Source organism: Agaribacillus sp. DX54, assembly GCF_056858335.1.
In genome coordinates, this window is the sequence record NZ_JBXEQE010000017.1 from 76,582 (window position 1) to 99,390 (window position 22,809).

A 22,809-nucleotide genomic window follows, 5' to 3' on the forward strand; every position below is an offset into this window, starting at 1 on the left:
ACTTTTCTTTTTTTACTATCGATAACAAATAAATACCCATGAATAATTTATTCGTCCTGGGTTTTAACCAGGCATTTATCGAATATATCAAAAAAAATAATTTAGAAGAGTTTTCCGCAGGCAGGGTGGCACAACAGCATAAAGACAGTTACATCGTCTTGACCCGGGAGGGAAATAAAAGAGCAGTGATCACCGGAAATCTTCGTTATAGTGCATCAGCTAAAACTGATTTACCTGTAGTAGGTGACTGGGTGTTGCTGATCGCCTCCGATGATTTGTATCTCATTTATCAGGTGCTGCCAAGGTATAGCAAACTGGAAAGGCAGGCCGTTCAACGTACCGGTGATTCACAGCTTATTGCTGCAAATATTGACCATGCCCTGATTGTTCAATCGGTTGACCAGAACTTCAATTTGAACAGGCTGGAAAGGTACATTTCTATCTGTCACGCGGGAAATATCGGGCCGGTTCTGGTCTTTAACAAAACTGATCTTTTATCCGGTGATCAACTTAACGAACTTATCTCGCATGTGGGCCGACGATTACCTGGTGTTCCCCTGATGACCGCTACAACAGTTGTCAAAAATGGAGCCTTAGATTTATTGAAAAGTTTAAAACCACAAAAAACTTACTGCCTGGTCGGCTCTTCAGGGGTCGGTAAATCGAGTTTAATTAATGCAATGATGCAACAAGCAGTGATGAAAACGAGTGAAATCAGCAGCTTACACCAAAAAGGGAAACACACCACCACCCACCGTGAGTTGTTTGTACTTCACAATGGCCCCCTCATCATCGATACCCCAGGCATGCGTGAGCTTGGTGTGACAGAGGATGCGGCAAGCATCGGGCAAACCTTCGGGCTGATTGACAGTTTGTCTGAAAATTGCCGTTTCACGGACTGTACTCATACGGATGAACCTGACTGTGCCGTTTTGCAGGCCATTGAAGAAGGGCAACTTGATGCGCTGTCCTTGAAAAACTATGGAAAGCTGCAAAGGGAATCACAGCGATTTGAAGCCAGTAAAGCGAACAAAAGGAAAAAGGACAAGGCGATGGGAAAGATGTATAAGGAGGTGATGAAAATGAAGCATAAGCGGAGATTTTAGAGGGGCTCGGGTTGCCGGTTACAGGGGGATTCCACCTACCCCTGTATTCTTAGCGTTTCAGTACGGTGTTACGCAACATCATTTAGTTTTGCTTATCAGATTTTGCAGCAGGAATACCTAACAACGTATTTAATTTCATCATCAATGGCACCAGCGCCAGCCCAGAAGTCAGCCCGGCCAGGATTTTATTAAATAATGCCTCCTGGGCAAAGGCAATAAAAAATGCCGCTCCAACAATGATTAGCAAGATAGGGGTACGAAACTTGGACCAGGTCCCTAACCTGTTGATTTCCATCTGCATTTTAAACTCATCGTCCGGATTAATAATAGTCAGGATAAAATTCCTGAAGCTTTCATTCATGAACTTCAGGGTACCCCTTTTCACTAAAATCCCTTTATTCATCAGCATGTAAATGGCTTCCCGGTTTTTTGTGTTAATCAGCCCGTCAACGGCCAAATCGTACATGGCATATTTTTCGGCTTTAGAACACGAGGACCAAAGGGCATGATAGTAATTATCGGCCAGACTTTGCACTTTTAAGATAATATCTTCTTTGAAGGATACGGTCTGCCGCTCCGAATTTACAGTAGACTCCATTCTGTATAAATTGGATTGCCCCAAACTACTCTTGATAGTTTCCAGGTACTCGCCCGCGCTCAGTTCGTATTCCAGCAAATCATGACTTGCCAATACCAAAGGCTCTGTCTGCCGTTTATACTTCCGGTTTGCCTTTGACTGAAAAGGCAAATATATTTTCCAAAATCCGCTCAGTATTATCTTCCACCTTGCAAAGCGAAGCTTCACTTCAGATTCCCCCAACTCAGATTTCTCCGACTCATAAATCAATTCCTGTATCTTCTTGGTGTGATGAGAAGAGGTAATCACCACGGCAGCGACATTGTGATGGTATATAAGCTTTTCCAAAAAATCCATCAGTAAATCCCTGTCAGTCCGATGACGGATGACGGATTCCAGATGATAGAGCATAAAAATGTTTTTTTTGTTTACCGACTTCTCTATTTCTTCTATATGCGTATCGTACTGCTCCCCTGAAGGATGAGCGTTCAGGTCTATGGATGTGATAGAAGCCGGTCCGGAGCTGTCTTTTCTTGTTTTAACATTGGCCGAAACCCATTGGGTCAGCTTGCACTCGAGGGTTTCTTTTCTCGTATAAGGCGGAACCACCATAAAAAGGTTTTTATGCTCAAACCAGTTTCCGACAAGCGCTGTGTCAAACTTGCTGGACAACCGGTTCTGCCTGATATCCATGCCAAGAAACCTTCTCAGGCCGAACTTAAACAAGATAGAAAAAAATATAATTCCGGAAAGTACCAATGCGATCATTATTATGTAGGAATCGAAAATCCGCATATCTGAAAAATGTATCTTATTGGGCGTAGAAGCAAGGGTCAACGTATCGGTTATATGATTGTGTGACACATATTTAAGGATGACTTTTTCCTCCGGCCCCCGGTCCTGAGGGGGGAATTCCCAGGCTTGGTCAATGATTCCCGGAAAAGGTAAAAAGTTGCCAGACTTCGCAAAGAGTCGCTGTGTAATTTCAAAAATTTGGTGTCTTTGATAATCCTGTGATATGGGATACGTAAAAAAGAAAAAACCGCATCAAAACCAGTTGTGCTCACAAATTGTGACTGACGGGGTAGCTGGTCGATAAGTTCGGTTTTATAAAAGCCCTTGACAAACATACCTCTTTGCTTGAATTTTTCCAGATCGGTCTTTGATATCCCTTTACGGTTTGAAAATTTGTTCTCTATCCACAAATTTCTGTTGTCAATATTTTTGGCTAACTGAATTTGTGCATGTTTGATAAAATGGTCCAATTCATAGTCATGGGCAATCTGATAGAATCGGTAGGCAGGAAATACACTGATGAAGATGATACTGGATACAAAAAACAGGTTGTGGTTAAGTTGATAATTTTTGAAGACCAGTTTCAGGTACCGGTACTTTATTTTGGGCATTCTGTTTTCAAAGAACATGGTGATAAAAAACAGTCCCTGCATACCCTGATAGGCCAGCAGCTTGACGGCCGTAGTGATATCTTGGATGAGAAAAAAAAAGCAAAAGCGTTGACAGCTATAATCAAACCGCTCGCAACAATCAAAAATCCGTCAATCTGGTCATCATAAACCAGGTTTTTATTATCAGGAAAAAATTTTCTGTACAACCACAGGCGCGCAAAAGCGTCTTTTTTCATGATAAAATATAAAAACATGACCTGGTACAGGCAGGAGATGACCAGTAAAAATATAACAACCGCCGGATCGGCATAAAATATGCGCGTGAGATAAATCAGCATCGAAAGGTTGAATATATTGATGGCTATACCAAAAATGTAACGGAATGATTTGTTGACCATGGGTCGGAAAAGTGTAAAATCAAACGAATTACCGGCCAGTTTGCGGGGATAAAAATCAACAATTCTGCTGATAAAAAACAAGAAGAAGATAAAGACAAAAAGAAAAAGATTCAGCAAAAAGGTAAGGCTGATGATCTGGTCGAAAGGGGCGCGGTAATAATCTGTATTTACAAATGTTATTAAAGTCAGGCTTGTATCTTTTACCGGATCCACCTGCATGAAAGTATTGGCTCCATGATATCTTGCATTTATCTGGCCTGATCTTCCGGAAAAAAGCAGTGCCAGCAGGTTTTCATCCTGGTCACATTCTTCAACAAAGTTTTCCTGTAGATTTTTATGTTCATCCGAGTGAAACCATACTTCGCCTGTTTCATCAATCATGGCAAATCCAAATCCATGTGGCAACAAGAGCTTGTTTAAAGCATGTAATTCGGCAGTGACGGCACTGACCGGTAAATCGGGGATTCCGGAAGGGGTGGATACAACGGCATAGTTTTTCCCGGTATTCCATGATTTTATGGATTGCAGATAGTACGGATATCCCCCTTTTATCCAAAAGCTGCTATCGGCAATTCTTTTAAAGTAATCGCGCTGACTTACATCGATATAGGGTGTTTTTAACGAGGTGGCAGACCACTTTTCTTTTTGAAAACCGTTTTGGTCCATCCAGAATATTAACTCGAGGTTTTTATATCCAAAATTACCCGGGTCAAGCATGTCAAGATTCAGGTTCGGACGGGTGCCGGCGGCCTTCAACTGGTTGTTAATGTCAGCCAGTTGCGGAAGAATCTCATGTTTCAGCTCAAAATCCAGACTATCTTTGATTTGTGCTGAAAGTTCTTGTAACTCTTTGGATACATGGCCATGGTTTTCCTCATAATGTCCAAAAATACCGATGACAAAAATGGTTAATACTGATGATCCCAGCACAAAAGAAATCAGCGCCTGAACCACATCACCCTGGATTATTCTTTCCAAAGGGCCAATCAGCCGGAGTTTAAAAAAAGGATACCCCAATACCAGTAAAAACAAAATAAAAAAAATGATAATGACGGCATAAACAGAAATACTGTATTTTTCATTGTTAAACCTTTTCATATCGGCCAACCCTACCAGATAAAGCTCCTGTCCATCAATTTTCATCAGAGAAGGTTGTGTAAAGGATTTGTAATCCCTGCCTCCCAGGGACAACCTGGAGGTGTTATTGCTCAAAAGGGAGTCGAGTCTGTTTTTGTTAAGAATAACGGGAATTGCGTTATAGATCAGTTTATCACCGTAAATCACCAAAAACTCCTGAAAAACATCTTTCACCATTGATTGATCGATCAGGGACTGAAAAGGAAACCGGAAGGACAGTTCATAATCGGATAAATCCCCTGCCCGGGTTGGCAAACCGTAATCGAGATAATACTTATTGTTATAGAAAATGATGTTACTTTGATTCACACGGCCGGCAGCGTCGTTATCTTCCGGGGAAAGCGGACGGAATGATGGGTCGGTGATATCGGTTCCATAGGCCTTGAATAAATTAGCCAGACTATCCACATGGACTGTCCCTCCTGTTTCGGACCAACTGTAATCAAAAATATTGCGGGCGTTTTTAATGACATTTTCATTGGCCTTACTTAAATTATCATTTATCCGCTTCAGGACCCGGAAATTCCTGCCAACAAGGTAGTCCTCCTTGCGTTTCACTTCCACAAAATAATAGTAGCAAAATATTGCGGCCAGAAAAATAATGGTTAATACTGACCAAGTCGATGGCAAAGAAGCCGGCCTGATAAATTTCATAGCTGCCGCTGAAAATTATGTGTTAATGTAAATCTCAATAGGTTATCTGTTTCCCTTCCATCTCCATAGCGTTATTAAATTAATAAAATAAAACTGAAAAAGTAACCCTAGGGAAATTACCATTTGCCATAATGTTAAATATCAGTATCTAAAATTGAAAAATCACTAAAAATGTGGAGATTTTATGGAAAGTTATAATTTTTTAAAGAAATTGCCGATTCATTCAATGTGTAAGCGATGAAGAAACCCATCCTGGTATTAAAAATAGGCACTGCTTCAATCACCAAAGACAACGGTGATCTTGACCAGGTAACCATGGTTGATATTGTCAGGCAGTTAGCCATTATTCACCATCGATACCGCATAGCGATAGTTTCTTCCGGGGCGGTTGGCACCGGTAAAAACCTGCTTAAAAACTATTCGGGAAAAATTACGGAAAGGAAGGCAGCCGCAGCGATCGGTAACCCGCTTTTATTGAATAAGTATGCGCAGTTTTTTGCGCCCTACGACATGGCCATCGCCCAAAGCCTTTGCGAAAGGCAACATTTTTCAAACCCGACACAATTTAATCAACTCAGGGAAACTTTTGAAGAACTATGGGCCAACGACATTATACCGATAGCCAACGAAAATGACGTAGTCAGCAACCTTGAATTGAAGTTTTCCGACAACGATGAGCTTGCCACCCTGATTGCCGTTGGCTTTGGGGCCTCCAATTTATTATTTGGAACCTCCGTGCCCGGACTCATGGATCAGGACAACAAAATTATCAGGCGTATTGACAAGATAGATGAGCAAATACTTTCTCTCGCACACAAAGAACGCAGTTCGATGGGGTTGGGCGGTATGGTATCGAAGCTCACATTTGCCAGATTGGCTACCAGAATGGGGATAAAAACCACTATTTTTGGTGTAAAGACTGAAAACGGCATTCTTAAAGCGCTGGAAGATCATACAGGAACGCTGTTCGATCCTCAAAAAGACATTTCACCCGATGTAAGAACAAAGTGGTTGAGCAGTGGAAATCTGGTAACCGGCAAGGTTCAAATCGCGGGAGAGGGAGTCACCGATTTGTTAAAAGGCACAAGCCTGAGGGTAATATCTGTGACTAAAATTATTGAGAATTTTGAAAAGGGCGAAATCTTTGAAATTCAGAATGGGCAGGGGAATTCATTGGCCGTAGCCCGGGCCAGCATTTCTTCAAAGGAAATTATTGAAAAAATCAAAGACAATACCTTTGAAATAGCCTCCGGCCCGGACATTGTATTGTTGTAAACCCTTTAATCAAATGATGACAACACAGGATACGATCATTCCTTTACTGGAAAAAACTATCTCGGCTGCTTCTGCCATTCAGAAAGCATCGGATCAAACCAAAAAGGATATACTTTTGGCGCTGGCGCTGGAAATTGATCAGCATCGCGATATCATTCTTAGCGAAAATGCTAAAGATGTGGTGAGAATGGACGATGGCAACCCTAAAAAAGACCGGTTGGTGCTTAACGATAACCGCATCGATGACCTCATCACCGGACTCAAAAACGTGGCCAACCTTCCCGATCCTGCGGGTAAGTTGTTATATGAAACCACTACTTCAGATGGATTACGCATTCAAAAAGTCACCGTCCCCCTGGGTACTGTCGGCATTATCTACGAATCCAGACCCAATGTCACCATAGATGTTGCCGCTCTTTGTCTGCGATCAGGCAATTGCGCGGTGCTGCGAGGTGGATCAGATGCTTTGTATTCGAATAAAATCCTCGTAGAACTAATCCACAATGCCTTAAGTCATCACGGTATACCGGCCGATTGTATTCAACTACTGCCCACTGACCGTCAATTTGTCAAGGAACTTCTGGAAGCAGAAAAGTTTATAGATATCATCATACCGAGAGGTTCCCAGGAGTTGATTGATTTTGTAAGGGACAATTCCAAAGTACCTACCATTGAAACCGGTGCCGGTGTGTGTCACACTTTTGTCTCCGGAACTGCACAATTGGATAAAGCCAGGGAAATTGTCATCAATGCAAAAGTGTCCCGCCCATCGGTGTGTAATGCGCTTGACACCATCCTTGTGGAAGAAGAGGTGGCAGCGGCCTTTTTACCGATGATCGCAGAAGGCATGAGCGCAAACAACGTAGAGATTTTTGCCGATACTACTGCCTTCACTATTTTGCAGCATGCCGGATATGAACTTCTGCAACCTGCCGTGGCGTCAGATTTCGGACGGGAATTTCTGGATTTCAAATGTTCTGTCAAGGTGGTGAAAAATTTGGATGAAGCGTTGGCCCACATTAGAAAATATTCTTCAAAACACTCGGAAGCCATTATCGCCGAAGATACTTCAGTCCTGGAAAGGTTTCTTCATGAAGTAGATGCGGCAGCCGTCTACACCAATGCGTCCACCCGCTTCACAGACGGCGGTGTTTTTGGCCTGGGGGCGGAAATTGGAATATCTACCCAAAAACTTCACGCCCGCGGACCATTTGCCCTCGAAAAGCTCATCACCGAAAAATGGACCATCCAAGGAACCGGACAAATCAGAGAAAGTTAGCAATAAAAATGAAAATGAAAATGAAAAATTTGAGTGGTGGGGCTCACTTTCCATTTTTATTTTCATTTTTACGCGTTCAACAATCCATCCATCTTTTGAAGTCGGGGACGCGGTCGCGGCTGACGATCACTTGCTGGGTGCTATGCGGTGATAGGGCTAGCAGTAAACGGCTGTTAAAATAAGTGTTGATTTGGCTAATGGCGTTGATGTGAACCAAAAACTGCCTGTTTACGCGAAAGAAATCCATGGGGTTAAGCAACTCTTCCAACTGATCCAGTGAATAATCAATGGGTAATTTTTTTCCATGAAAGGTTACAAGGTAAGTGGAGGTTTCTTCATATTGAAAAAATCCTATGTCTTGCACATCCACGTTCTGGTATTGATCACCCAGTTTAACCAGAAAACGCCTTTTGTGGTTATTTGAAATAATGTTATTCCATTTATCATACGCTATGTCCCTGACTGTAAATTGTACCGGATTTAAAGATTTGAATTTGTTAATTGCCTTTTGCAATTCTTCTTTGTCAATAGGCTTGAGCAAATAATCAATGCTGTTAAACTTAAATGCCTTCATGGCGTATTCGTGGTAGGCTGTCGTAAAAATGACCGGCGGTGAAGAGTCAATGCTTTTCAGTACATCGAAACATGTCCCGTCACTAAGCTGAATATCGAGAAAAACCAAATCCGGTGGAGAATTACCACGGAACCATTCCCTGGCCTTGTTAACAGATGGCAACATGGCCGCTACGTTGAAATCGTCATCACATGACAAAACCAGGGACCGGAGCCTTTCTGCCGTCAATCGTTCGTCTTCTACAATCACAATTTCCGTCATATCGTATTAAGAGAAGGTAAAATTGGTAATTTTACAGTAAAAAAGTTATTATTCCGGTTAACCACCACCTGTTTTTCCGAGTGAATGTTATACCGTTTACAAATGTTTTCCAGTCCTACTTTGGTAGAACTTACCGTGCCGTCCTTTTTTCTGATTTCATTGCTTACTACCAGATAGTCTTCCCCTTCGTTGAAAATCTTGATCAGCAAAGGGCGCTCCACCGAAAATGTATTATGTTTGATAGCATTCTCAATCAGCATTTGCAGGGCCAGGGTGGGCACGAAATATCTGGCCGTATTCAGTTTTACCTGGTTTTCTATGACAATGCCCTCTTCATGCCTGGTTTTAAGCAAAAATAAGTAAGAATTAAGGAATTTAAATTCCTGATCTAGGCTAACCATCTCATTTTCCTTATTGTTCAAAATGTACCGGTACATTTTGGAAAGCTGATTCAAAAAATCTGATGCCAGATCCGGATCCTGATGGATTAAAGTGGATAACACGCTGTAGCTGTTAAATAAAAAGTGCGGGTTAAGCTGGCTTTTTAAGCTTTCATATTTGGAGCGAAGCAGTTCTTTCTGCATGTGCGCCTTGTCGCGCTCAACCTGGGCAGAGTGATTGATATAAAGTCCGAAAACTTTAAATCCTATGACAAGCCATGTTATAACAAAGGCTTTGGTGGTTTCAGACCAAAATTGAGTGCTGATATTACTTTGTTCGATGTAAGCCAGCCAGACTTTGATGTAGTAATTTTCAAAGTAAATGTATAAAACAACCAAAGGAAAAGTAAAAATAGTTATAGTGGTAAAAAGCTGAATCAGCCGTTTATTGCTGACAATTTCAATAGGGTACTTTTTCACAAAATAATTGCTCACCAAATCACAGACTTCCCAAATGACTAAGACCACTAAAACCGTCAAAACAGAGAGAATGGCTGAATTCAAATTATAAGTGGTCATCTCTCCCGGTGTCTGGGCTGCTGTAATCTTAAAAAACAAATATATCAGGATCGATACCCCCAGCCTGATGCTATATTTTTTAAGGGAACGCTTCATTACACTGTAAAAGTACGTCATTTGAAACCGTAATCAAATCGCCATAAACTAAAAAGTAATCCCTGGCAATCAGGGATTACTTTTTAATTATAATTATACGTACAGAATAATTTAATAATTATGACTCTTGAAGAAATCCGTTTTTAGTTTTCCTCTACGCCCACCATGGTGCCTGCTGAAACAACAAGAGAAACTACAGAGGATTTCACCTTTTGCGAGTTCTCACCCATGCCCTTGATCATCATTGTAAATTTTCCACGCGAGGCCTCCTCAGCCACCTTGATTTTCATAGAAAATACATCCTTATGCTTATCTTTGGGCTCAAAGGAAACATTAACTCCCTCAGGTCCCCTGGCCTGTAACCCTCCAAACTCACGGCTTGCATATCTTTTGGATTTCACCAACCAGATATCTACTGTATATTCTTTTGCAGGCGAAACTTCTATCTTATTGTTCACTAACCTAATAGCAGCACCATCTTTCGGAGGATTCAGATTCTGCGCCAGTGCAGGACCCATGTTCAATAGTAATAAGGCTACCGGAATAGTAAAGTATTTTTTCATTTCGTCATCAGATTTTAAATGACACCATGTTAGTACATCCGACAAAACGAAGATTCCGTAAGAATCGGTCCGGATCTTTTTCCGAGTCGTAGAATAACCATGGTGAACTGGTGAATCACAGAGGTGAAATGCGCATCAGGTTCGTAAGGCAAAAACCTCTGTGACTCTTTGTGTCTTGGTGCCTCCGTGGTTAACCATTTTTCACCACGGAGGCACCAAGACACAAAGGATTTTGTCGAAAACGTTGTGTAACAAAGGCCTCTGCTACCATAGCTCACCGGAATTTAATATCAGGAAACTTGTAAGGGCAACAAAACAGACGCTAAAGATCGATGACTTTCTTATCTAACTCCTCGTATTTGGATTGGTTACTGATAAATTCAGGGACAATTTGCTTCATTCTTTTAACCATTTCCAGTTCATCCCCACCTCGGGCAATCCGGATAAGCTCGTCTACCTTGAATTTTACTTCCTGATAATCTTCTTCCCTGATTTTTGCGATCAGTATCTTCGGATGATGGGTCGGGATAGTATTCTCTTTATTGTTGAGTAATTCCTCATACAGCTTTTCACCATTTCTTAAACCAGTAAAGACAATCTCAATATCTTTGCCAAGCTCTTTACCGGACAACTGTATCATTTTTCGGGCCAGGTCGACTATCTTGATCGACTTGCCCATGTCGATGATGAAAATCTCATTCCCTTCACCCATGGCTCCCGCCTCCAATGAAAGCTGGCAGGCTTCAGGGATGGTCATAAAATACCTTGTCATCTCCGGATGGGTAACCGTTACCGGACCGCCTTTGGCTATCTGTCTTTTAAAAAGTGGTATCACTGACCCGTTAGAGCCCAAAACGTTTCCGAACCGGGTCGTAATAAATGCGGTTCTTTTATTACTTTCTTTCAAAAGAAAGGTACTCAGTGACTGTACATATATTTCCGCGATTCTTTTTGAAGCGCCCATAATATTGGTAGGGTTAACCGCTTTGTCAGTAGATATCATCACAAACTTCTCTGCATGATACTTCACCGCGAGATCAGCCAGACATTTGGTTCCGCGTACATTGCACAAAACAGCTTCGGTGGCATTATTTTCCATCATAGGTACGTGCTTATAGGCGGCAGCATGGTAGACGACCTGGGGCTTGAATCGATCAAAAACAGTTTCCATCCGGTTTTTATTTCTCACATCACCGATAACTACATAAATATCCATGTTGCCCTTATAGGCCCTGACTTCCCTTTCAATTTCATATAACGGCGTTTCTCCCTGGTCGAGCAAAATCAATGTCGCGGGATCATGGCGTATCACTTGTCTGACAATTTCACTGCCAATGGATCCTCCGGCACCCGTAACCAACACCCGGCGTTCTTTCAATTGCTCACGTACGTGTACATTATCCAACTCCACTGAATCGCGGCCTAGCAGATCCTCAATTTTTACTTCCTTGATCTGGCCTACACTTAATTCGCCTTTTACCCATTTATCCGGCTGAGGAACACTTCTGACCTTTACATCCAGTTTCAGACACCGGTCCACAATTTCGTTGGTACGTTCAAGGGAAATCTCGGAAGAAGCAATAATTAACTCATGGACATCCAGCTTCAAAACCAACTGGGCCAGATCTTTTCTGGGGTTATAAATTTTTACCCCATTGATCGCCTTACCGATCTTCCTGGGGTCATCATCCAAAAAGGCCACAACCTTCGAATTTGACGAGGTATCCTGATCTACCACCTGTTTGGTAATCTGCCCAAATTGACCAGCCCCAAAGATGACAATGTTTAACCTTTTGTGTATCGAATTGGTAAAATAGGAAAATATGTATTTTACCACCAGCCGGTAGGAGAACAGGAATATAACCGTATTAAAAAAACTTATGATAATAACACTCCTGGGAATTATTGAAATGTCAAAATTAAGATAGATTAAATTGACAATCAGGGTAATCATAGTGGCCATAGTGGCCATATAGACAATTCTTAAGCCGTCCTGTATCGTAGTGAATCGAATAATGCCGGCATAGCTTTTGGTAATAAATATCGACAGGGCACCGCTGAACATAAATAACAGGGCACCGTGCCAGAAATTTTCATAAATCAGCCGGTTAAGGTCGAAATCGAATCTTAGCAAATAACCGAATAGTACCGCAAAGAAAAGGATAACCAGATCAATGAGTAAGATAATCCACCTCGGAAGAATCCTAAGACTTTGTATAATTTTATACATGCATTATTAATTCATTGCCAGATTACCACATATCAGTTGTTTTTTTGCTGAATAATCCTGTAAAACCTTACTTTGGTATTTTACTGTCTGTACAAATATTTATTGAATAAACCGTGTTTGTAGCTATAAATATTTAACCTGTAATCTGTTGAATTGCGATGAACAAGCAATCAGGCATAAGCAGACTTTACTGATTCAACGCTGCAAAATAACCAAAAAATTATAATAAAAATAGTAAAAGTCCATATTATGATATTATGAAGTTTTTAGAAAATGTTGCACAAGTTCGATTATCCGGATCTGTTGGGCCTCAGTCAAACCAGTACCCGAGGGTAGGGCAAGACCATGTTTAAATAACTTTTCGGACTGTCCGTTGATATAACCGGGGAAATGCTCAAAGACCGGTTGTCGATGCATTGGATTCCATAAATGCCGGGCTTCCACAGCATTCTTTTCCAGGTAATTTTTTAGGCTTCCCGCCGTATCGTACCGGTCAAAAATTATGGTTGTCAGCCATCTGTTTGAATAAAAACCGGGCATTTCTTCCTGAAAATTTATGGTTTCATATGCGCTAAATGCTTTCCGGTAGTTATTGAATATAAGCCGTTTTTTGGCAATCCGGGTATCCAGTGAATCCATCTGCAGAATGCCTAGCTCCGAAGCCAGACCATTCATCTGATAGTTATAACCGACCTCATTGTGAACATAGTAAGGTGCAGAAGAACGGGCCTGGGTAGCTAGGTAAGATGCCTGGTCTTTAAGATGCGGGTTATTTGTCAACAACATTCCACCACCACCGGTGGTAATGATCTTGTTGTAATTAAATGAAATAATGCCCACATCACCGAAAGTTCCCAGGTACCGGTCCTTATACTGTGCCCCCAACGATCCCGCGGCATCTTCTATTAATGGGATTTCATGGGCTTTACAAATTTTAACGATTTCATCCAGTTTAGCGGGCATCCCATAGGTGTGGGCCAGTAAAAGTGCCCGTGGTTTTTTATTTACCTTAAAGCGTGCCTTTAATGCTTGTTCGACCATCTCCGGGTTCATGTTCCAGGTATCGGGCTCAGAGTCAATAATCACCGGGGTAGCGCCTACATAGGAAATGGCATTGATGGTAGCCGCAAAAGTGAAAGAAGGGCACAATACCTCATCACCGGCTTTAATGCCAAGCGAAAGTAAAGCCAGGTGTAACGCGGAGGTACCGGAATTTACGGCTAAAGCATGGGAAACACCCAATTTTTCACATAACAAATCTTCAAATCTCCGGAGCGATTTGCCGGGATCGGTCACAACTTCAGCAAAAAGATCAGGTAATTGCCTTAACGTTTCAACATCGATATCAGGGGGAACAAGCTTTATTTTGAATTCTGACATTCCAGTTATTTATAAAGGATGAAAATTGGTGATAAACTTTTTAACAGCCAAATTACTGCCGGTGGTCATGGTAAATACTATCGGGATCCGGATCAAAACTGTTTTATGTTTTGTTTTGATTGCCTTATGTAGTCGATGAGTGATATTTCAAGCGTTGCTTTGCAGGGCCGGAACCACTGCAACATAGTATCGGCTAATATTTTCATGTCCAGTAAAAATGAAATGTTTTCAACATATCTCACATCATAAGCCAGCTTTTCCGGCCAGTCAAGCATATTTCTCCCTTTCACCTGGGCCAACCCTGTGATGCCTGGCTTGACCTGATGCCTTTTTCTTTCCCGCTGATCATAGTAACCCAGGTATTCCGGAAGCAATGGTCTAGGCCCCACAAAACTAAGGTCATTGCGCACAACATTGATCAATTGCGGAATTTCATCCAGCGAGTAGGCCCTCATAAACCGGCCCCAACGGGTCATTATCATGGGGTTATGGGTGAGCGGGTCTTCTATGACTGCGCCTTTGATTGTGCCTTTATTTAAAAGGGTTTTGAACTTATACAACGTAAATTCCTTTTCGTTCAGCCCTATCCTGCGTTGCACAAACCAAACACTTCCTCTATTCACAAAGTAATTAACTACCACCAAAATTGCAAAAACAGGCAAAAGCATGATGATTAATAGCGAAGCCATCAATAAATCCATAAGTCGCTTAAACACTTTCCGGTACATGGTAATGATCAAATGATAAACTAAATTTTCAGGTGAATATGGCTTTGACTGTTAGCAAAATAATTTTTAAATCCTTGAAGAAATGCCTGCTTTCAATATATTTCAGGTTAAGTTCCAGCTTGGCAGGCATTATTTCATCTATATAAAGCTTTTCCGGATTCTCTGCATTTTTGAGCAATTCATTCTCATTTACATACTGAATAGAGGCAAAGTCGGTAATTCCTGGTCTGACCATCACCACTTTTTGCTGTCTTGTATCATACATATCCACATATTTTCTAACTTCCGGCCTGGGTCCAACCACGCTCATATCACCAAATAAAACATTGAAAAGCTGAGGTAGTTCATCGATCTTATATTTTCTCAGGTAGTAGCCAACCCTGGTAATACGGCTATCGCGGTGCCCTACTGTAAGTAATCCCTTCTTATCGGCATCGACATACATAGTTCTGAATTTGAACAATTTAAAGTCCCGGTTTTGTCTGCCTACCCGTGTTTGCAGGTAAAAAATGCCCCCCCTCGATTCTATCTTCACTAAAATGGCCATCACCAAAAACAAAGGAAGCAAGAGTACGATAAGTAATAACGAAAATACGATGTCAAACAACCTTTTTAACATATCACTGTATTGTATGCATTAACTACTGCTCCTGCTACCATCTCGACCTCTTTTCCGGTTAACTGGGGATAAATTGGCAGGGAGATTTCTCCTTTGTATTGCTGATAGGTATTGGGATAATCACCGATTTCGTAACCTTTGTCTTTAAAAAGGGACAGCATAGGCATGGGGACAAAATGTACATTTACAGCAATTTGCCTGGATGAAACAGCTTCAATGATCGCGTCTCTTTGCTCCTCACTGATATCTTTGATTCTCAAAGCATAGATGTGACAGCAAGATAAGGTAGCATTTTCCCGGAAAGGTGGCAGAACAGCCCATGAGAAGAGAGCAAAAAGCCTGTTGTAATGCTCAAAAACATCTCTTCTTTGCTGAAGCAGCAGCTCATCATATTTTTGAATCTGAACAAGCCCTATAGCTGCACAAACATCAGGCATGTTGACTTTCAGTCCCTGGCTCACAATATCATAACGCCAGCCGCCCGCTTTCGTTTTGGTAAATGCGTCCTTGGTTTGACCGTTAAGGGAAAAAACCCTCAGGAAATCGTAAAGTTCCCCATTGTCAAAAGGCGCTGGCAGATGAAGGCAGATCGCTCCGCCTTCAGCGGTAGTGACATTTTTCACAGCATGTAGTGAAAAGATCGTGACATCGGTCAGACGTCCGCACGCTTTGCCCTTGTAGCTGGCGCCAATTGAATGTGCGGCATCGGCCACTACCAGGATCCTGCCCAATTTTTTCTGTATTTCATGGACTGGGCGAAACTTACCGACAATCTCCGGTGATTGCACCAGGGAATTAATGGCATCGTAATCGCAGGGCCAACCTGCTATGTCTACTGGTACAATAACCTTGGTTTTTTCTGTAATCGCTTCGCGGATTTTGTCAACATCGATGTTAAAATCATCCTTAATATCAACCATTACGGGTTTAGCCCCTATATTCATGGCCGCCAGCGCAGTGGCACTATAGGTATAAGCAGGTACGATAACCTCATCCCCCTCCCCCACTCCAAACCAGCGGAGCATGAGCATCATACCGCTGGTCCAGGAGTTGACACAAAGTACATCATCGATACCTACAAATGCTGCAATCTTTTGCTCCAGCGCTTTTACTTTCGGACCCGTAGTGATCCAGCCTGATTTAAGGGAATCAGTCACCTCGTCAATCACATCCTGGTCTACATACGGCGGGGAAAATGGAATCATATATTTTTTTTTAGGTCTTCAATGTTTCACTCACCTTATACAGCGCAAGTATAGGGGATAGACAGATAAAATTTAAGTAAAATCTAAATTTGCCATGTGTAAATTTTAAAAACTCGATGAAAGTGGCCCTGCGGGTGTTTGCCTCATAAGACCGGCATTATTTTCTGAAAAACCCCCTTAAAAAGCCAGCCCCATAAGAAACATGTAATGCAGGATACACAAGCAAAGCTGCCAGTTTCACCTTCAGACCTCCTTTGGCCCGCAGGGAAAAAAAGACATCGAGCAACAGGTATAAGGCCAATGGGATCAACCATAACGGTGAAATAACGGCAAGTGGAAGTGACATAAAATAGAGAAGGAAACAACTGGGAATCAGATGGCGAAGCTTGATTTCCGAATTTACTTTTTTCAGTACCATCGGTTTAAACAAGCCATATTGGTAGTATTGTTTAAACAAACCCTTTAAGTTGCTTCTTGGATAGTACCACAGCTTGATGGCTGGGTTTTGATAGATCTTTTTACCTTTGCTTTTGGCACGGTAATGAAATTCGTCGTCCTGGTTTCTTACCAGTCTTTCATCAAACATGCCCACTTCGGTAAATATTTCCTTTTTCCAGGAGCCAAAAGTGACGGAATCACTGTATCCTTCGTAGGTCACATTGTGCACCTGGCTGTTTCCTACCCCAAAAGGCGTACAAATCGCATAGGCCACTGCACACTGAAAGGGGGCTTTACACGCTGTTCTTGTAGGGCCCCCAACAATATCTGCCTCTACATGTTCAAATGTTTCGATGATTTTTTCAAAATAATCGGGTGCGTATTTGGTATGTGCATCCAGTCTGACAATTTTATCAGCTTTGCACAAAGGAATGGCTTTGTTCAGCGCATAGGGAACAATTTTTTCAGGATTATCGAGTAAATAAATGTTGCGGTGATTTTGCTGGTATTCCCGAATAATTGATTTTGTTTTATCACGGGAACCACCATCAACAAGTATTAACTCTTTTTCCACAGGTTTTGCTGAAATAAAAAACTCCAGTAATCCCCTGATATATGCTTCCTCGTTAAAGCACGGACATATTACACTTAGTGTCATCTTAAAAGTTTCTCCCTTAATTTTAAATAATTGTTCCCAAGAGAATTTTTCAGTAGTTTTTTCAGATTCCAGTAAAGAAATTCCTTTGCAAAGAAAAACAGGTCATGATTGACTATTTTTGCTGCTTTTGACGGAGGGTCATTTTGTTTGATACTATACCGGCCGGCCACATAACAACGGCCCACCATCTCCACTTTATTGGTAGGTTCGGAGGTAAACAACACCTTAAAACCTGCCTCCTCAGCAGACTGTGCCACTTGTCCGGAATAAAATCCCCCCGGCACAGAAGCGGTAAGTATCTCCTCTCCCACTATGTCGCCTAACATATTTTTACTGGTTGTCCATTCGGTCAGCAGCTCTTTGTATGACAGGTTAGAAATAATTTTTGGATGAGAATGTGAGTGGGAGCCGATAATATGACCCCGGTTATGCAGTTCTTTGACCTGCGCTTTGGTTAGAAAACCATCGGTATCCAAAAATCCGGTAGCGATAAAAAATAGGCCTGTGGCCTGATAGTTTTCCAGCAAAGGCGCGATGCGGGTTAAAAAGCTTACCCCGCCGTCATCAAAGGTAATCAACCTTAACACTTCCGCATCAACACGTCCGGCCTTCACAAATTCATTAAACCTGGCAGCCTGTCCTGACAGCTTTGGGGCTGAGACCTCCAGATGGGATTTAAAATCCGGTAAATCCAGTTTATAGGAATCAGGCCCGCTACCATTGAAACCACTCTCCCGGAAGTTTCCGTTCTCAATGACGTCGTGATAGAGTAGCGAAGTGATTTTCATGATCCTGTCTCTATTTTTTTTGCCATTTCCACCGCAAAAAATTAGTGAGCCTCGGCTGGCCCCAGATATTTGATCTTCTGTTCTTATCTACCACCAACGGCTGGGCTGTACCGTTGTAAATCTCCGTGAACTTGTCTTTGATCCCTTCCAGATTATCAAAAACCACCCTGCTTTGAATCGTGACATGTGACTCTTTTACCGGATCATAGTCATAACTGAAATATCCAAAAATAGGTCCGGTATCCACTCCCTTATCAATTTTAAGCATGGTCATACCAACATTTTCATAGTCTTTGTTCATAATTGCCCAGAAACAACCATGGGCGTTTCGGTACTCCGGACAAATACCCGGATGAAATACATAAGTACCAAATTCCGGAATAGAAAAAACCCTTTCCTTCAGCAAAAACTTACATCTGGCTATCACGAAGTCAGGCTGTTTGCCTTTGATAAACGCCTCAGCCGCCCTGGCATTCGGTGTTTGGACAGTAATTTGATCGATCTTGTCAAAATCAGGTTCCCCATACGCTTTTTTCACCTGATCAAGTATAGACTGCTCAATGCGATGATCGGTACGCTGACGGGTAAATTTGTAATAAAACCGGAACAGGAAGACATCAATCAACCCTCCCAACCCGCTTCTTTTCATTTCTTTCTTTATCCTGTCCATTTTTTTATGCTTTTTCTCCTCGATCACCACAATACCCGCAAGGTCTGAAAAAGCATTTAACCAGCAGGCAATACCACGATAGGATAAAAGCGAATCTTTATGGCATATTAACAAAGTCTTCATCCAAAAGTATTTTAAACTTCAAGCTCAGAGTAAAAGTGCTGAATTTTGCCGCTGGCTTTTCGGGCAATTTCGTTTACATAGTTAATTTCAATTTTCAGGCCCGGTTCCAGGTACATTTCCATTTTTTCCCTGATGTCTTTGATCTCTTCTTCGGAAAGTTTTTCAGTAGCTACTACATCCAGAACAAAGGTATCGAGCTTAGTCTGCCTCACCACAAATTCTCGTAAGCAGCCGGTGGATTCCAGAATACTCCTTGAAACATAATAAAAAGTGAATCCTGCCGCTACCTTGCCTGAGGGCAATTTAACGAAATCGTTCACCCTGCCATTGATCCTGGTAATGATTTTACGGCCTTCCGCGTTGAAATCAAAGTCTACCGAATCACCTATGCTGTACCTGATAAGCGGAAAAGCTCGATTAAAGAGTGAAGTACAAAGTAAACGGGTGGTGCCATTCGATTCAGGCACATTTTCGAAAAAAGTAATTTCATCAGAGCAAATCATTTGGCCGTCCGGAAATTCAAAACCCATCACGCTTAATTCCGATGAGCCATATTCGATAGCAACCCGTATGCCAAATGCAGCCTCCAACAGTCGCTTGTCTTCATCGGTACACAATTCTGAAGTGACAATGCAAACTTTCAGGGTGGGACAAATCTTCTTTAAGATGGTCCCTTTTTCCATGAGGTACCTGGCAAAACGAACAATTGAGCTTGTATAGCCATAGATATAGGTTATTTTTCTGGTTTTAAAAACTTTAACAAACTCATGCAACACTTCTTCTGATAAATCGAATACCTGGAATCGTATCCGGTTTGACAGCCGGTCCTTTAACTTTTCGGCCAGGTAAGACTTCTTGTCTAAAGGGATACCATAAAATCTAACCTGCGATGAATTCAGGCCTATGCCGTACTGGCTGAATCGATGCTTGATCAAAGCCCAGGAAAGGGCATGGGCGAATTTATCCTTGGCAAAGAAAAACGGATGGCCTGAGGATCCGGATGTATTGGACAGGTAAACATTTTTCCGGTTGTAACCTGCTGCCATCATTTCATCTATCGGTTTTTGCAGATCCTTTTTGTTTAATATGGGAACATCTTCCCATTTTTCAGGTTTTTCGGGGCCAATGATTTTACGGTAAAAAGGGTTGTGATCATAGTGATGGCTGAATATTTCCCACTTCTTTTTTTCCTGCCACTCGTACAAATCAGATGATGATTTGTCCAGAATGGATTGCAGGAGTTTTTCAGCCCTGGCCAATTCAAAACCCTGAAATTTCAATGTCAGCTCAAATATATTCATGACATCATAATACTTTTAACTTATCCTTTAAGGCAACACGGCCTATCAATTTATCCCATTGTCCTTTAATGTGCTTCCAATCAAAGGATTTACCTTTTTGGATAGCCATTTTGGACATATTTCCGGCAAAATCCGCATCTTCCAAAAGCCTTTTGATACAGGTAGCCATGGCAAGGTTGTCACCAACATTTACCAGCATGCCGTCAACATTATCTTCTATCAAATACGGCAAACCTCCGGCATTGGTAGATACGATAGGAAAGCCAAGGCACATGGCCTCGATGATGCTTACCGGCAAATTGTCAAAATCGGTGGTATTGATGAAGATGTCGTACCTGTCAGATAGTTTTATCCACGCTTCTTTACTCAATTTACCGGTAATGGTCAATTTATCGCCAACTCCCAGTTTATCAGCCAATTGCTCTACCCTTTCTTTACTACCATCCTTGTTCGGCCCCACCATGCAGAGTTCAATTTCCGGATAATCGATACTTAGTTCCTTCAGCACTTTAACGGCCATTTCAGGGTTGTAGATTTTATGAAAGGAACGAACATACAGCAGACATGGTCTTAGATGGCTTCTGACGGCAGAAGGATATTTTTCAGTATCTATATAATTAGGAATGTATTCTACGGGGTATCCATGATTTCCGAAGGCTTCCATTAAATAATGGGAAGGGGAGACATTGGCGGTTGCTTTTTTAAAAACAAGTTTGCTTAATACAGGCGATTTTCTTAAACGGCCGGGCAAACCTCCGCCATGCAAAATCGGAATGTAGGGTAATTTAAAAAACTGGCATAAAACAGCTACTACCAGTGTGTAGTAAAAATTGCTGGTGCTGTAAGTGTCAATGAAAACAAGGCTGATCTTTTTTCGATACTTAACGGTGGTAAAAATGGCGTCGAAAAACCTTAGGGTTTTGTTCTTTTTGTCAGAAATCAGTAAAACTTCAAAATGCTCCTGAAGTTTGGGACCCAAAGTCTCGACATTGGTAGGGGTAAAACCATGGCGGCTAAGTTTGTTCCCGATGTAAAGAATCATCCGTTGACGGTAGTAAATGTATGAAAATCAGACCATATAAAAACCCCGGCATGGCTAACCTCATGGCGCCATGGGTCATTGTTAAAAAACATAATATGGTAAATGCCGCCACCAGAGGCTTTGACAGGTCATTGGCTTGCAGGTAATAAACAAGTGGACTAAATAAAAGTATCAATAGGGCCAGTAGTCCATAAAGACCATGTTCGGCCAGCAGTCTGCTAAACTCTGTATGTGAGGCCAGGGCTTTGCTTCCATGTTTCACACGGTAATATTTCCCCATACCTATGCCAGCCCCCAGAATCGGATATTCGCCGAAAGCTTCCAGCTCGGACATTAATATCTTTAATCTGCCGGTGGTAAAATCCCTTTTTTTCCCATTCACAGACGACTCATTGGAATAGCGCCTTTTCAAAAAGCCCCCGGTAAGTTCATTCGTATAATTGAAAACTATCAATCCGGCAAGTATGACGAAGATGCCTGTAACAAATAGTTTTTTGACCAACTGAGGGTTATTGGCTTTGGTGGCAAAGATAAATATGGCCACAAACAGGGCACCTATGGCGGTGATTATACCACCTCGTGAAAAGGTCAGCAGGCCCCTTATGCCAAAAAGGGCCACCAATCCAACATCGATCACATTGAAACCCGTCATCCTATATCCGGAAAACAGCGAAAGTCCCACAATAAATATCCCCAGCCCAAGCACTGTCGAAACCTGATTGGCGCCAAAACCACCGGATAGTGCCCTGTTGGAATTGAGTGTAAAAGTCACTTCGCTCAGGTCCGGGGTTTTGAAAAACAGTACCACGGCCAGGGCGAATATGGGCATAATAAAAAATAAAAATAGTTGGTTTAGCTGGGCCTGGGTCATTTCCCTTTTATAAAAATAGACCGCGGAAGCCACCAGGCTGCAAGGCCCGGATAAGTTAAATAATACGTCTTTCCTGGCCCTGCTGGCACTTTCAAATTCAATTACCGTAAGTGCAGGTAGTAACAATAGAAAAAACACCAGAAAATGCCTTGGAAATCTGAATGGACGGTCTTCCGCCATAAGTCCCACTACTAAAAGTATAATTACGCCATACTTACCGCTTTCGTAGGTCAGGCTTCCTTTATTCATACGCAACAAAATCTCCATTCCTACCCAGTAGGCAGCATAAAGGGCTGCTTCATTATTGGCATTATTGTTTTTGAGAATCACGTAAAGGCCAATTACCAGAATGGCAACACCCCATATCATGCAAAACAGAGGAGATTGAATCGATACATAGCCCATCACGGCATGGAGGGCCAATATTATCAGCGTCTGAAATTTGTTTTCTTGCATCGAATACAATATTCA

The 22,809-nt window shown here is 41.9% G+C and carries 20 protein-coding genes; 3 read left to right on the plus strand and 17 right to left on the minus strand.

From position 1 onward, the window contains the following. Positions 1–38 precede the first annotated feature (38 nt). Positions 39–1,106, plus strand: coding sequence for a ribosome small subunit-dependent GTPase A (rsgA, locus tag AC04NP_RS17915; protein WP_482861256.1), 1,068 nt, complete (start codon positions 39–41; stop codon positions 1,104–1,106). 82 nt (positions 1,107–1,188) lie between these two features. Here rsgA and AC04NP_RS17920 read toward each other — a convergent pair whose 3' ends face one another. From AC04NP_RS17920 to AC04NP_RS17930, 3 genes are read right to left on the minus strand one after another with little or no spacing between them, the layout of a single operon-like run. Next, complete coding sequence (locus AC04NP_RS17920; protein WP_482861257.1) at positions 1,189–2,547, minus strand: hypothetical protein; 1,359 nt, start codon at positions 2,545–2,547, stop codon at positions 1,189–1,191. Then, positions 2,529–3,089, minus strand: coding sequence for a hypothetical protein (locus AC04NP_RS17925; RefSeq protein ID WP_482861258.1), 561 nt, complete (start codon positions 3,087–3,089; stop codon positions 2,529–2,531). Before AC04NP_RS17925 ends, AC04NP_RS17920 begins: the two co-directional genes overlap by 19 nt. Further along, positions 3,077–5,278 carry a cache domain-containing protein gene (locus AC04NP_RS17930; RefSeq protein WP_482861259.1) on the minus strand — a complete coding sequence of 734 codons (2,202 nt, stop codon included), beginning with the start codon at positions 5,276–5,278 and terminating at the stop codon, positions 3,077–3,079. The genes AC04NP_RS17925 and AC04NP_RS17930 overlap by 13 nt, the downstream gene beginning before the upstream one ends. 237 nt (positions 5,279–5,515) lie before the next feature. Here AC04NP_RS17930 and proB point away from each other — a divergent pair, with 237 nt between their 5' ends. Together proB and AC04NP_RS17940 are read left to right on the plus strand one after the other, a co-directional pair. Further along, on the plus strand, positions 5,516–6,553 hold the full coding sequence (proB, locus tag AC04NP_RS17935) for a glutamate 5-kinase (protein ID WP_482861260.1): 1,038 nt from the start codon (positions 5,516–5,518) through the stop codon (positions 6,551–6,553). Between the two features lie 16 nt (positions 6,554–6,569). Beyond that, positions 6,570–7,832, plus strand: a complete 1,263-nt coding sequence (locus AC04NP_RS17940) for a glutamate-5-semialdehyde dehydrogenase (RefSeq protein WP_482861344.1) — start codon at positions 6,570–6,572, stop codon at positions 7,830–7,832. A 76-nt stretch (positions 7,833–7,908) separates the two neighbouring features. On the opposite strand, the gene AC04NP_RS17945 is transcribed toward AC04NP_RS17940, so the two are convergent. The 14 genes from AC04NP_RS17945 to AC04NP_RS18010 form a co-directional block, all read right to left on the minus strand. Further along, on the minus strand, positions 7,909–8,667 hold the full coding sequence (locus tag AC04NP_RS17945) for a LytR/AlgR family response regulator transcription factor (protein ID WP_482861261.1): 759 nt from the start codon (positions 8,665–8,667) through the stop codon (positions 7,909–7,911). After that, the gene (locus tag AC04NP_RS17950; RefSeq protein WP_482861262.1) at positions 8,664–9,743 is read right to left on the minus strand and encodes a sensor histidine kinase; all 1,080 of its coding nucleotides are present in this window, start codon (positions 9,741–9,743) and stop codon (positions 8,664–8,666) included. The genes AC04NP_RS17945 and AC04NP_RS17950 overlap by 4 nt, the downstream gene beginning before the upstream one ends. A gap of 122 nt (positions 9,744–9,865) precedes the next feature. Continuing rightward, complete coding sequence (locus tag AC04NP_RS17955) at positions 9,866–10,285, minus strand: hypothetical protein (RefSeq protein WP_482861263.1); 420 nt, start codon at positions 10,283–10,285, stop codon at positions 9,866–9,868. A 322-nt stretch (positions 10,286–10,607) separates the two neighbouring features. Then, a complete protein-coding gene (locus AC04NP_RS17960; RefSeq protein WP_482861265.1) occupies positions 10,608–12,515 on the minus strand; it encodes a polysaccharide biosynthesis protein in 1,908 nt (635 codons plus the stop codon). A 255-nt stretch (positions 12,516–12,770) separates the two neighbouring features. Beyond that, positions 12,771–13,895, minus strand: coding sequence for an aminotransferase class I/II-fold pyridoxal phosphate-dependent enzyme (locus AC04NP_RS17965; RefSeq protein WP_482861267.1), 1,125 nt, complete (start codon positions 13,893–13,895; stop codon positions 12,771–12,773). 92 nt (positions 13,896–13,987) lie between these two features. Beyond that, complete coding sequence (locus tag AC04NP_RS17970) at positions 13,988–14,623, minus strand: sugar transferase (RefSeq protein ID WP_482861268.1); 636 nt, start codon at positions 14,621–14,623, stop codon at positions 13,988–13,990. Positions 14,624–14,651: 28 nt separating this feature from the next. Next, positions 14,652–15,242 (minus strand): sugar transferase, encoded by a 591-nt coding sequence (locus AC04NP_RS17975; RefSeq protein WP_482861270.1) that lies wholly within the window; start codon positions 15,240–15,242, stop codon positions 14,652–14,654. Continuing rightward, on the minus strand, positions 15,236–16,447 hold the full coding sequence (locus tag AC04NP_RS17980; RefSeq protein ID WP_482861271.1) for a DegT/DnrJ/EryC1/StrS family aminotransferase: 1,212 nt from the start codon (positions 16,445–16,447) through the stop codon (positions 15,236–15,238). The genes AC04NP_RS17975 and AC04NP_RS17980 overlap by 7 nt, the downstream gene beginning before the upstream one ends. 157 nt (positions 16,448–16,604) lie before the next feature. Continuing rightward, entirely contained in the window at positions 16,605–17,543 is a 939-nt protein-coding gene (locus AC04NP_RS17985) for a glycosyltransferase family 2 protein (RefSeq protein ID WP_482861272.1), read from the minus strand. Beyond that, positions 17,540–18,331, minus strand: coding sequence for a polysaccharide deacetylase family protein (locus AC04NP_RS17990; protein WP_482861274.1), 792 nt, complete (start codon positions 18,329–18,331; stop codon positions 17,540–17,542). Before AC04NP_RS17990 ends, AC04NP_RS17985 begins: the two co-directional genes overlap by 4 nt. A 10-nt stretch (positions 18,332–18,341) precedes the next feature. Then, on the minus strand, positions 18,342–19,124 hold the full coding sequence (locus tag AC04NP_RS17995; RefSeq protein WP_482861275.1) for a formyltransferase family protein: 783 nt from the start codon (positions 19,122–19,124) through the stop codon (positions 18,342–18,344). Positions 19,125–19,135: 11 nt separating this feature from the next. Then, positions 19,136–20,425: a phenylacetate--CoA ligase family protein gene (locus AC04NP_RS18000; protein ID WP_482861277.1), complete on the minus strand. Its 1,290-nt coding sequence runs from the start codon at positions 20,423–20,425 to the stop codon at positions 19,136–19,138. Positions 20,426–20,429: 4 nt separating this feature from the next. After that, a complete protein-coding gene (locus AC04NP_RS18005; protein WP_482861278.1) occupies positions 20,430–21,467 on the minus strand; it encodes a glycosyltransferase family 4 protein in 1,038 nt (345 codons plus the stop codon). Next, complete coding sequence (locus AC04NP_RS18010) at positions 21,439–22,794, minus strand: O-antigen ligase family protein (RefSeq protein ID WP_482861279.1); 1,356 nt, start codon at positions 22,792–22,794, stop codon at positions 21,439–21,441. Before AC04NP_RS18010 ends, AC04NP_RS18005 begins: the two co-directional genes overlap by 29 nt. Positions 22,795–22,809 lie beyond the last annotated feature (15 nt).